Genomic DNA, 12540 nt, shown 5'->3' with positions numbered 1-12540 from the left:
TTATCAGTTATGAGGGAACAGGGAACAGGGAACAGGGAACAGGGAACAGGGAACAGGGAAGAAAGGAGGAATGTACGGGGTTCACGCTTACCCTAACAACTAACAACTGATAACTGATAACTGATAACTGATAACTGATAATTACTTCGCTTCGATCCAAACTTTAATTCCTTCTACCCGTAGACCTTGACCTTTTGTGCCGCAGTATTGGCCGTTGGTGCAGACGGGAACATCGCCTTTATTTTGGATGTGGGCCGTATAGAAGACCGTGTAGTTCGGAGCTTGGGGGCCAGTGAGTTCAATGATAAATCCCTCAATTTGTCGGTTTTTGCCCCGTTCTCCTACTAATTGTCCTTCGGAAATCCAGGGGGTATCCCCAACGTTGGCGATATGAGCCATGTAGCGCAGACTTAAACCTGCAATGGGGGGATCAATGTTAATTTGCAGAGCTTCTAAACGCCGTCCTTGACCTCGTGTTCCGGCATATTCTCTGGCAGTAAAGATGCGATCGCCTAAGCCTTGTAAATGCACTAAAATTTTTAAATTAATATTAGAAAGGGTTGCCTTTTCTTGGGATTTAGATGCAAGGGGTGCATTGCCAAAAACAATATTTTTCCCATCAATGGTTGGGGGTAATTTGGTAACATCAATACTGGGAACAATAATTAATTCTGGACTAGCCGATCCTTGGGGTTCATCCAAGATCACAATATCAGGAATTTGCGGTTTAGGAACCGTCGCAACTGGAGCGGAAGGTTGAACTGTAAAATTAATTTTTCCTCTGGAAATTGCCACACCCAGAGACTTACCAAAGCCTTTGGTAATTTGTTCTTCTAAAATCGCCCATTGATTATCATCTAAATGATCTTGTTTTTCGACTAAGTTAACTAATGCTACTAAAGGATGATTTCCAGCCGCTAAAGCCTCTGCAACAGAATGCAGTTGATTTGTTTGTTGAGTAATGGATTGTTGCAATTCTCTTGCTTGATTTTGAGCCGTTTGTAAGGGGGGGAAATCCTGTTGTTCACTGTGGGTCAGAGAGAGAACTTGCTCTAAAATTTGCAACGCTTGTTGGTGAGTCTTCTGATGTCCAGGTGTGGCGGTTAAGGTCTGCAATAAATTCTGTAACTGTTGTACAGAGGTTGCTTGAGCAGCACCTTGTTGTCCTTGGGCGATGAATTTTTGTTGAATCTCGCTAAAGTTTTTAGAATAAGCGATGAGTTCATCGATTAAGGTTTTTGCAGGGGGAGTTCCTGCGGTTTTGAGATGTTGTGCCGCTTCAGCCAGAAGATTGCCTAAATTTGTATAGCGTTGAGATAATGCAGTCAGTTGTTGTTTTAACGTTTCGTAAGTCGGTTCCACAAAGAATAATCCTCCTAGTTCAAAGTTGGGAGCAGCATCGTTAAATATCTCCTCTATTGATTTTACCTGAAGAAGGACAGGAGTGTAAAAGCTTCTGATTTTTAATTTAAAGGTAAGGATAATTGGCAACAACTAAAAGATTGACGATGTTGAGAAGTCACACCATACTGTTGAATGGCTTGACGGTGTTTTGCAGTTCCGTAACCTTTATTTTGTTTTAAATCATATTGAGGATATTTTTCCGATAAACGAGTGATTAATTCATCTCGCCACACTTTTGCGACAATACTGGCGGCTGCTATTACCAAAGATGTACTATCTCCTTTGATGATAGTTTGTTGGGGAATGAATAATTGAGGAATTTTTTGATTCCCATCAATTAAACAAAGTTCGGGTTGAGGATTTAACTTAAAAATAGCGCGTTTCATCGCTAATAATGTGGCTTGTAAAATATTGAAGCGATCAATTTCTCGCACGGAAGCCCAACCAATTTTATAATCAATGGCGATCGCTTTTATTTCCAGGGCTAATCGCGAACGAACCCCAGGGGTTAATTTTTTACTATCTTTCACCCCAGCACGAGTTAATTGCGTCATACTATTCTCAGATAAAATCACGGCTGCTGCCACCACCGGGCCAAATAAAGCACCTCGTCCAACTTCATCCACTCCTGCGATTAAAATCGGAGTTGAAGAATCATCTGCTATCATTTCCTTCAAATTTAGACTTGCTATAATTATCTATCATAGATTAAACCGTATATTTTAAGAACTGATTTTATGAAACGAATTGTTTTGATTGCAGGCTTTGAATCTTTTAATGCTGATTTATATCGAAATTCTGCACAATTAGCCAGTGTTCGCTGTCCTGAATTAGAGATTTTTGTTTTTAGCGATCGCGCTATTTCTACTGAACCGGATACCGTAGCAGAAGCATTAGAAAATGCTGATGTTTTTTTTGCAAGTTTATTGTTTGATTATGATCAAGTTTTATGGTTGCGAGAACGAGTCCAAAAGATTCCTATTCGGTTAGTGTTTGAATCTGCCTTAGAATTAATGAGTTTAACTCAAATTGGAGCCTTTAAAATCGGCGACAAACCCAAAGGAATGCCCAAACCTATACAATTTATTCTCAGTAAATTTTCCAGTGGGAAAGAAGAAGATAAACTCGCGGGTTATATTAGTTTTCTCAAAACCGGGCCAAAATTATTAAAATTTGTTCCGGTTAAAAAAGTTCAAGATCTTCGCAACTGGTTAATTATATATGGCTATTGGAACGCAGGGGGAACGGAAAATGTCGCGGCTATGTTTTGGACAATTGCCACAAATTATTTAGGATTAACCGTTGGTGAAATTCCGCCCCCCGTAGAAACCCCCAATATGGGATTATTACATCCCGATTATAACGGTTATTTTGAATCGCCTAAAGCTTATTTAGAGTGGTATCAACACGAATATCCAGAGGCGGTTAATAATCCCGTTGTGGGTCTTTTATTATATCGAAAACACGTCATTACTCAACAAAATTATATCCCTCAATTAATTCGCTATTTTCAGCAAGATAATTTAATCCCCTTGCCGATTTTTATTAATGGTGTTGAAGGTCATGTTGCGGTTAGAGATTGGATGACTACAACGGATGAATTAAATAAGCGAGAACAGGGAAATATTGAAACCTTATCCTTATCCAAAGAAGCTGTAAAGGTTGATGCCATTGTTTCAACCATTGGGTTTCCCTTAGTTGGAGGGCCAGCAGGTTCGATGGAAGCCGGACGACAGGTGGAAATTGCTAAACAAATTTTAACCGTAAAAAACGTCCCTTATTTTATTGCAGCACCTCTATTAATTCAAGATTTATTATCCTGGACTCGTCAAGGAATAGGAGGCTTACAAAGTGTGGTTTTATATGCTTTACCGGAACTAGATGGTGCTATTGATACGGTTCCGTTAGGAGGTTTAGTCGGAGAAAATATCTATTTAATTCCTGAGCGAGTTAAACGGTTAACCGGACGAGTTAAAAGTTGGATTAAGCTGCGACAAAAATCTCCAAAAGATCGAAAAATCGCGATGATTTTATATGGATTTCCCCCAGGATATGGTGCTACAGGAACCGCCGCATTATTAAAGGTTCCTCAAAGTTTGTTAAAGGTTTTACAAGCGTTAAAAGCACAAGGTTATACCGTTGGAGAGTTACCAGAAACGGGCGAAAGTATAATTCAGAAGGTTAAACAAGCGGATGAAATCTTAGAAGCAAAACAGGATTTTATTTTTGCCGATGGGTCTGTTGTTTCTAATCAAGTCAATGTAGAAAAATTAGAGAAATGGTTAGGGTATTTACAACGAAGTCGAGTTGAAAAACAATGGCAATCTTTAACAGGAACGGGGATTAAAACTTTAGGAGAAGATTATCATATTGGAGGAATTCAATTAGGCAATATTTGGATCGGAGTGCAACCCCCTTTAGGGCTATCCGGTGATCCAATGCGGTTAATGTTTGAACGAGATTTAACCCCCCATCCCCAATATACTGCCTTTTATCAATGGTTACAAAAGGACTTTCAAGCCGATGCTATTGTTCATTTTGGAATGCACGGAACCGTTGAATGGTTGCCGGGTTCACCGTTAGGAAATACGGGTTATTCTTGGTCAGATATTTTACTGGGAAATCTACCGAATTTATATCTGTATGCTGCCAATAATCCCTCAGAATCCATTTTAGCCAAACGTCGCGGTTATGGAGTATTAATTTCCTATAATGTGCCTCCTTATGGTCGCGCCGGACTGTATAAACAATTGGTATCGTTACGAGAACTCATCGCGGAATATCGAGAAGATCCGCAAAAAAATTCAACCCTGCAAGACGTGATTAGCCAGCAAATTACGGATATGGGTTTAGAGGTAGATTGTCCTTTTGAGGAAGGGAAAAAATTAGGGATTGCCTTTACACTGAAAAATGCTCGATTATTTAGTGTGGAAGTTCTCTACAATTATTTTATCAAAATTTATGATTATTTGCAAGTATTAGAACAGCGATTATTTTCTTCGGGATTACATACCTTTGGAGAAAACCCAACAGAAGAGGAATTAAGCAATTATATGAATGCTTATTTCACTGAATCAATGAATGAGTTAACCCCAGAAACAGAAAGTCAAATCCGAGGTTTATTGTTGCAAACTTCCGATGAATTAACGAATTTATTACGAGGATTAAATGGAGAATATATTCCCCCTGCCCCCGGTGGAGATTTACTTCGAGATGGGCTGGGAGTGTTGCCAACGGGACGCAATATTCATGCGTTAGATCCCTATCGAATGCCTTCGGCTGCAGCTTATTTAAGAGGACGAGAAATCGCTCAAAAAATCATATCTCAACAGTTAGCAGAAACGGGGAATTATCCTGAAACTATTGCTGTGATGTTATGGGGGTTAGATGCGATTAAAACGAGAGGAGAATCTTTAGGAATTATCTTAGAATTAGTTGGGGCAGAACCTGTTAAAGAAGGAACTGGACGAATTGTTCGTTATGAATTGCAACCGTTAGAAAAAATAAATCATCCTCGCATTGATGTTTTAGCGAATTTATCAGGAATTTTTCGAGATAGTTTTGCCAATATTATCGAGTTATTAGATGATTTATTTCTGCGGGCTGCCCATGCAGAAGAACCCGAAGACCAAAACTTTATTAGAAAACACGCATTACAGTTGCGATCGCAAGGCATTGAAAACCCATCTGCCCGTTTATTTTCTAATCCATCGGGGGATTTTGGCTCATTAGTCAATGATCAAATTGTAGATGGGAATTGGGAATCTGAGGACGAATTAGGGAATACTTGGAAAGGACGAAATGTATTTAGTTATGGTCGCCAAGACAAAGGACAAGCTCGACCCGAAGTGATGACCCAACTGTTAAAAACCATGGATAATATTGTGCAGGAAATTGATTCTGTTGAATATGGATTAACGGATATTCAAGAATATTATGCCAATACGGGAGGATTAAAACGGGCAGCCGAACAGCAAAAAGGTCAAAAAGTTAAAGCCAGTTTTGTTGAAAGTTTTTCTAAGGATACCACCCCTCGGCAATTAGAAGATTTATTAAGAATTGAATATCGAACGAAATTATTAAATCCCAAATGGGCAGATGCAATGGTGAATCAAGGAAGTGGAGGTGCTTATGAAATTTCTCAACGAATGACCGCCTTAATGGGTTGGGGAGGAACGACTAATTTTAAAGAAAATTGGGTGTATGATCAAGCAGCTAAAACCTATGCGTTAGATGAAAAAAGGGCTGACCAATTAAGACAAGCAAACCCCGAAGCCTTTCGTAATATTGTGGGTCGAATGTTAGAAGCACAGGGTCGTGGATTTTGGGAAACCGATGCAGAAACTTTAGAAAAATTAAGAGCATTATATGATTTAACAGAACAAGAATTAGAAGGAATAACGGTTTAATGTGTACCATTTTTGAGATCGCCGTTTAAAATTGATCAGTGGTAGCAATAATGGCAGATGTAGGAGATTTCTGGATAATGGCAAAACCGTTGATTGTGTCAACAGCAGTTCCCACTCCTAACCCCCTAATAATCGGGGGTTTCCACGCGCTATCTGATTCTTTGCGTTTGAAAGTGATTGAACTGTTGCGGGGACAAGAATTATGTGTGTGTGAACTCTGTGAACAATTAAACGTTCCTCAGTCTAAATTGTCCTTTCACTTAAAAATTTTGAAAGAAGCACGATTAGTTCGGAGTCGCCAAGACGGACGATGGATTTACTATAGTCTCAACTGTAGCCAATTTAGAGTTTTAGAAGCATATTTGGTGCAATACCAGCATCTTAGTTCTATTATAACATCCCACAAAAGTTGTGATTGAAGGTAGCTCAACGGTATCCTATTGGGGAAAATATTGGAATTGGCCGTATTTTTTTTAACAGCCTTGAAAAAGCATTTTGTTTTGATGACTTTCGATACTTCAATTCTTAATATTAATCTCCTTCTTAAGACATACAAGTATATTGTCTTAACTCTCAGAAATGAATTGAATCGGGCTATAATTAAAATATAAAGGTAGATTTTTAAAATCAAGTCTGAAATCTGACATTCTATGTAAAAATAAATAATGGTATACACTGGAGAGTGAAAAAGATGACCAACCGAGGTTCGTTTTACTGGAGTTCCCGTTATCGAGGGAAAGCAACCCCTGAAAATGTTGTGTTTAATGCGAATTTGCAGGAATTTGCTCAGAAGGTTAACTTTATTGTTGCCCTGCAAACCAGTGGAAAACTTTCAGTTGAAGAATCTTATGTACAAATTGAAGCCTTATGGGAACAACTTCGAGAAAGTAAACAACATCTGGGAATTGGAAAAAAAGCAGGATAACCATCTGAATTTAAAGTTATCAAAGAAAGAAAGGGTACAGTTCATCTGTACTCTTTCTTTTTAAGCACAATTTGCAAACCCTTCTCCACCGGGATCAAAACGATAAACAGGAAGTTCTGCTTTTTTAAAGAAAAATGTAAAAGTTTGATAAAGTTCATCTATAATCGTGGCATAATGACCTCAAGTAGTTATACTCTAAACACTAGATGATTTGAAGATTCAAGTCAAAAATTGTACAATAGCCTATCTCAAGATAGACCTAGATCAACCTCATTTTAGCTGATCATTTTAAACTTAGGGATCAAGATGTTATACCATCAGAACCCGGAAATTGATCAGGACGGTTATTTCAAACCCAGTCAAGGCAAAAAGCCACCAGTTCTAAACCCCCTATTTCCAAAATTTATTTACGGTTAACATCCTCATGACATCTCTCAGTAAACAGGCAATTCAAGCCACAATGTGGACTCTCTTTGGCTACGGAGGAAGCCAAGTTTTACGATTAGGAGGCAACTTAATTCTGACTCGTCTCCTCGTGCCAGAATTATTTGGTTTGATGGCTTTAGTCAATACCTTTATTATAGGCTTGAACTTATTTTCTGATGTGGGAATTCACCCGAGTATTATTCGGAGTGAACGGGGAGATGATCCCGAATTTCTAAATACAGCCTGGACAATTCAAGTTTTTCGAGGATTTGGGCTTTGGATTATCTGTCTATTAATTACAGTTCCTCTTGCCAATTTTTACAACGAACCTAAGCTTCTGTGGATTACACCCATTGTCGGTTTTAAAACAGTTATAGCAGGGTTTGAATCCACATCTTTAGCAAGCTTGAATCGCCATTTAAACTTAAAAATCCTGACAATTTATGACTTTATTGTCCAAGGATTAAGCCTGGGGATCATGATAATTTTGGCATGGATTAGTCCTAACATCTGGGCATTAATTATTGGAGCTTTAGTTTCATCCTTATTTGGATTAATTAGAAGTCATTACTTAAATAGCGGAATGCCGAATCGCTTGGCTTTGGATCAAAGTGCTTTTAAAGAATTAATTTCCTTTGGACGCTGGATTTTTATTTCAACAGTGATGACATTCTTGGCATCTCAATCTGATCGTTTGATTCTCGGTAAATTATTAACCCTACAAATTTTAGGGGTTTATACCGTTGCTTCTGCTTTAGCGGATCTTCCCAAATCCCTAGTGGGTTCAGTGATGGGTAAAGTTGTTTTTCCGGTTATTTCTAAACAATTAGATTTGCCTCGATCGCAACTTCAGAAAATTATTCTCGAAAAAAGAAAAATATTATTATTACTCGTCAGTTTTCCCTTAGCTATTCTAGTTTGCTTTGGGGATCAATTAATTTTGAATTTATATGATCAAAGATATGAACAAGCTGCTTGGATGTTGCCGATCCTGACTCTAGGAATATGGCCATTTATTCTCTGCATCAGCATTGAACAAGCCTTATATGCTCTTGGTAAGCCCCTTTATATGGCTGTTGGTAATGTGTTTAAGTTCCTGTGGATGGTAATTTTTCTGCCATTATCATTTTCTATTATGGGAATCGCTGGAACTATCCTAGTAGTTGCATTTAATGATATTCCATTTTATATTTTTGTTAACTATGGGCTTTGGCGAGAAGGACTTTCAGGTTTAAAACAGGATTTGTGGGCAACTTATCTTCTAATAGGGATAATTTTTATTTTAGGAGGAATTCGGTATACTTTAGGTTATGGCTTATCTATTGAAGGTATATTTGATTATCTACCTTAGGTAAAAATCAACTCATTATCGATCAAGGAAAATTTATATGAAAATTACTTTTGTTATGCCCCATTGGCAGGAGTGTTTATCAGGAGGAGTTTTATCCAATGCGGATCTTGCCTATAACTTACAGAAACGTGACCATCAACTTTTTATGGTTTGTACTCAACCACAGCAACCAACCATGTTTCAGCAGATTAAATCGCAGATGGCTTGTCGTACTCCAGTGATTGGTGTGCCATCGGGTGCTGCTCCAGAACTTTTGAGCGACGGAATTGGAATTCTAGTCAAACCTGAAGGCCCAGAAGACATGGCTGAAACCATTGTTAAGATGTGCCAAATGCCTCAAGAACAATGGTGTGATAGGAATATCAACCCAACAAAGAAGTCAAGACTTTACCTGGGATAAAGTAGCTAGTCGTCGCCAGATTGCTCTCCTAGAAAAACTCAAAACCCTCTCCAGCTAAATTCAGTCAATCTTAAATTGGGAAGCTATCCAAATTCTAAAAATACCGGAAATTCTCCACCGCGTTTATGACACCCCAAGCACAACTGGCTTTATTACTCTTGCTCCCCTGTGTTCTGTTTTTATTTAAACGGTTTTCAACAGATAGAGCAGTGGTGATCAGTTTTATTCTGGCGTGGCTATTTCTTCCCCAGCGCACTGCCTTTTCCTTCCCCGGTTTACCTGACTATGATCGCTCCACCGCCACCAGTTACAGCATTATGCTGGCAACTTATTTGTATGATCCCCAAACCTTTCGCACCTTTAAATTGGGATGGCTAGATATTCCCATGCTAATGTCGTGTATTAGTCCTTTTATTTCATCAATAACTAATGATTTAGGAGCCTACGATGGATTTTCATCCGCTCTCACCCAAATTGTTGGGTATGGTATTCCTTACTTTTTAGGTCGGGTATATCTTAATAGTTTCAAAGGTCTTCAGGAATTAGCGGTAGGTATTTTTATTAGTGGGATTATTTATGCCCCCTTATGCTGGTTAGAAAGTGTGATCAGTCCCCAATTGCATCGGATGGTCTACGGCTATCATGGCATTGTTGAGTTCGGACAATCCATGCGTTTAGGAGGATATCGACCCAATGTATTTATGATACATGGTTTAGCCGTGGGGATGTGGATGATGGCTACAGCATTAATTGCTCTATGGTTTTGGCAATCAGGAACATTAAAAAAATTCTTGAATATCCCCATGAAGCTTTGGTTTATCGGACTCTATCTAACTCATATTTTAGTTCGCTCCACAGGTGCTTATGCTTATATGTTCTGTGGAGTGATTATTTTATTCTGTGCTAAATTTTTTCGCACTGCTTTTCCCAAAGTGTTGTTAATTTTGTTATTATCCTCGTACCTCTACCTAGGTGCAACTGGAAATTTCACAGGAGAACAAGCGGATAAAATTGTTCAGGTTGCTACTAATATAGCTGGCCCTGATCGAGCACAGTCTTTAGAGTTCAGATTTGATAATGAAGAAATGTTAGTAAAAAAAGCCCTAGAACGAAAGTGGTTTGGTTGGGCAGGATGGGGACGAAATCGAGTTTATGGGTATGATTGGGAAGGTACATTAGTGGATATTTCCGTCACCGATAGTTTGTGGATTATAACCTATGGGATCAGTGGCTTTTTTGGACTCTTCGGTGTCTTTGGCACTTCTTTGCTTCCTGCGCTCACCTTTGCATTGTTCCGATATCCGGCTAAAACTTGGTTTCGTCCTCAGATTGCTGGAGCCGCAGTCCTAAGTGTGGTAACAGTTTTATATGTCTTAGACAATCTATTAAATAGTATGTATAATCCCGTTTTTATCTTGGCTAGTGGAGGTTTAGCCGGGTTATTGATGAATCCCAATCCCCAAGAATCCCATACCTCTATTGCCGTTTCTACCAACAGTATTTATCGCCCTCGGACATGGAATCGAAAAATACCCTGCCAACCGATTCCAGTTTCTGCTAAGACAGTTAATAGTAATAGAATTTCTAAACCAAATCGCAGAAAGCCACGACCTATTCCAATTTCTGCTAAACCCAATTACGGTATTCCTAAACTAAATCGCCGATCCCATCGACCTCGATCAATTCAGTAAGTTTTTAGAAATCAAGGCTATAAAAGTAAAAATTTGTTTTTTAGGGTGATTATTTATGTTTAATTTATTTCGATTTAATTTTAATAAAAACATATTATTATTCCTGATGTTTTTATTAGGAATTAGTATCGTTTTCTCCACAACAATTGACGGATCTCAGAATAATTTACAAGAGTTTGCCATCAGTCAAACTTTATCAAATACTCAATCTTCTTTAGGAATTAATCTCGGTGGTGTGGCGAGTTACTCCACTCAATTTCCTTTCATTGACCATTTTAAAACTTCCCCTCCCTGGATCACCACCTGTCAAAGCAAAAATACTTCAGACTGTCACAAGGTATGGGACACAGAAGAATCTGACCTGTTAGATCTTGATGAGCAAGGATGGGTTAAATCCTTACCAAAGCCTGAAGATCCACCTCGTTATACTCAAGTTTCCACCATTTTTTTTGCAGATATTCCTAAAAATACCCCCATTGCTGGACAATATCTAATTTTATATGACGGAGAAGGAACCCTAGAATATGGTTTATCAGCTAAAAAAGATCTGGCTCTTTCTAAACCCGGTCGAGATGTGATTAATATTGATTCATCTAACACGAGTATTGCGTTAATTTTGATTGCTGAAACTGATCCTAATCAAACCGGAAATTATCTTCGCAATATTCGGATGATTAGAGCAGAAGACGAAACCAGATATCAAAACGGTGAACAGTTTAATCCCGCCTTTTTGGAGAAGATTAAACCCTTTAAAACCTTGCGATTTATGGACTGGATGCAAACCAATCATTCTCCTCAAAAAGAGTGGAAAAATAGACCTGTACCCGAAAGGGTGACTTATAGTGACGTAGGGGTTCCTTTAGAAGTTATGATTGCCCTTTCTAATCAACAAAAAGCTGAACCTTGGTTTAATATGCCCCATCAAGCAACGGATGAATATATCAGAAATTTTGCCCAGAAGGTTAAAGCCGAATTAAACCCTAATTTAAACATTTATGTGGAGTTTTCTAATGAAGTTTGGAATTGGAATTTTAAACAAACCCATTATGCCTTAGAACAAGGTCAAGCTCGGTGGGGAAAAGATAAAGGAGATGCCTTTTTTCAGTGGTATGGAATGCGATCGGCTCAAATGTGTGAAATCTGGAAGAAAGAGTTTGGAAACCAGGCTAATCGTGTGATTTGTGTGATTTCTACACAAACTTATTATAAAGGTGCAGAATCCCATATTTTAGAATGTTCCTATTGGGTTGCAGAAGGGAACAAACCCTGTTATCAGGGAATGGATGCCTATGCGATCGCCGGTTATTTTAGTGGAGGATTAGGAGAGTTGGAAAATAGCAGTGTGGTTCAATCCTGGGTAAATCAGGGCGATCAGGGAATTAATCAAGCCTTTGAACAGTTAAAAAAAGGTGGATTACTTCCTAAAGATTGGAATAGCTTAGTTGATAATTATAAAATGTTTTTGCGCCATGCAGAAATAGCTAAAGCTAAAGGGTTAAAGTTAGTCGCTTATGAAGGCGGACAACATCTGGTTGCCAATCCCAAAGACCCCAACAAAGAACAGGTATCGAAATTTTTTATTCAACTGAATCGTGATCCTCAAATGTATGATGCCTATTTACAACTTTTACAAGATTGGAAACAAGCTGGAGGAACTTTATTCATGCACTTTTCTGATATCGGTAAACCCACAAAATATGGGAGTTGGGGAGCCTTAGAATCTGTATATCAACCGACTTCACCAAAATATCAAGCTTTAGAAGATTTTATTGATAATAATCCCTGATGGCAGAATGAAAGCTGGTAGATAAGCGTCAATTTAATCAATCACTCTGTTCAAATTGTGATCAAAGGGAGGCAGGTTTAATCAATCCAGTACAATTGAATTTAGAGGCGGAACAGCTTAACATTTTTATCACTTCAGTTAGAATTAA

The 12540-nt window shown here is 38.4% G+C and carries 9 protein-coding genes; 7 read left to right on the top strand and 2 right to left on the bottom strand.

The genetic code is table 11. The features are described from left to right. Positions 1–141: 141 nt before the first annotated feature. A complete protein-coding gene (locus NMK36_RS02865) occupies positions 142–1362 on the bottom strand; it encodes a hypothetical protein (protein ID WP_072722640.1) in 1221 nt (406 codons plus the stop codon). Positions 1363–1463: 101 nt separating this feature from the next. Continuing rightward, on the bottom strand, positions 1464–2072 hold the full coding sequence (locus NMK36_RS02860) for a ribonuclease HII (protein WP_072722641.1): 609 nt from the start codon (positions 2070–2072) through the stop codon (positions 1464–1466). Positions 2073–2141: 69 nt separating this feature from the next. Between NMK36_RS02860 and bchH the strand changes: the two genes are divergently transcribed. The 7 genes from bchH to NMK36_RS02825 all read left to right on the top strand — a co-directional run bounded on the left by bchH (position 2142) and on the right by NMK36_RS02825 (position 12392). Continuing rightward, positions 2142–5813, top strand: coding sequence for a magnesium chelatase subunit H (bchH, locus tag NMK36_RS02855; protein ID WP_254172944.1), 3672 nt, complete (start codon positions 2142–2144; stop codon positions 5811–5813). A gap of 77 nt (positions 5814–5890) precedes the next feature. Then, a complete protein-coding gene (locus NMK36_RS02850; RefSeq protein ID WP_072722750.1) occupies positions 5891–6232 on the top strand; it encodes an ArsR/SmtB family transcription factor in 342 nt (113 codons plus the stop codon). Positions 6233–6504: 272 nt separating this feature from the next. Beyond that, positions 6505–6738 (top strand): DUF7219 family protein, encoded by a 234-nt coding sequence (locus NMK36_RS02845; RefSeq protein ID WP_072722643.1) that lies wholly within the window; start codon positions 6505–6507, stop codon positions 6736–6738. 424 nt (positions 6739–7162) lie between these two features. Further along, positions 7163–8515 (top strand): oligosaccharide flippase family protein, encoded by a 1353-nt coding sequence (locus NMK36_RS02840; protein ID WP_254172943.1) that lies wholly within the window; start codon positions 7163–7165, stop codon positions 8513–8515. A 55-nt stretch (positions 8516–8570) separates the two neighbouring features. Beyond that, positions 8571–8915, top strand: a complete 345-nt coding sequence (locus NMK36_RS02835) for a glycosyltransferase (RefSeq protein ID WP_254172942.1) — start codon at positions 8571–8573, stop codon at positions 8913–8915. Between the two features lie 125 nt (positions 8916–9040). Further along, on the top strand, positions 9041–10606 hold the full coding sequence (locus NMK36_RS02830) for a hypothetical protein (protein ID WP_072722646.1): 1566 nt from the start codon (positions 9041–9043) through the stop codon (positions 10604–10606). A 55-nt stretch (positions 10607–10661) separates the two neighbouring features. Then, positions 10662–12392, top strand: a complete 1731-nt coding sequence (locus NMK36_RS02825) for a cellulose-binding protein (protein WP_072722647.1) — start codon at positions 10662–10664, stop codon at positions 12390–12392. Positions 12393–12540: the final 148 nt, after the last annotated feature.

Origin of the sequence: Planktothrix pseudagardhii, from assembly GCF_904830925.1 — a bacterium.
In the GTDB taxonomy this organism is placed as follows: Bacteria; Cyanobacteriota; Cyanobacteriia; order Cyanobacteriales; family Microcoleaceae; genus Planktothrix; species Planktothrix tepida.
This window is presented reverse-complemented; position numbering and strand designations above follow the sequence as displayed.

Bases quoted from the DNA above. Each gene is read 5' to 3' on its own strand.
- NMK36_RS02860 (WP_072722641.1), bottom strand. From the start codon at position 2,072: ATGATAGCAGATGATTCTTCAACTCCGATTTTAATCGCAGGAGTGGAT.
- NMK36_RS02830 (WP_072722646.1), top strand. From the start codon at position 9,041: ATGACACCCCAAGCACAACTGGCTTTATTACTCTTGCTCCCCTGTGTT.
- NMK36_RS02840 (WP_254172943.1), top strand. From the start codon at position 7,163: ATGACATCTCTCAGTAAACAGGCAATTCAAGCCACAATGTGGACTCTC.
- NMK36_RS02845 (WP_072722643.1), top strand. From the start codon at position 6,505: ATGACCAACCGAGGTTCGTTTTACTGGAGTTCCCGTTATCGAGGGAAA.
- NMK36_RS02850 (WP_072722750.1), top strand. From the start codon at position 5,891: ATGGCAAAACCGTTGATTGTGTCAACAGCAGTTCCCACTCCTAACCCC.
- NMK36_RS02825 (WP_072722647.1), top strand. From the start codon at position 10,662: ATGTTTAATTTATTTCGATTTAATTTTAATAAAAACATATTATTATTC.
- NMK36_RS02835 (WP_254172942.1), top strand. From the start codon at position 8,571: ATGCCCCATTGGCAGGAGTGTTTATCAGGAGGAGTTTTATCCAATGCG.
- bchH (WP_254172944.1), top strand. From the start codon at position 2,142: ATGAAACGAATTGTTTTGATTGCAGGCTTTGAATCTTTTAATGCTGAT.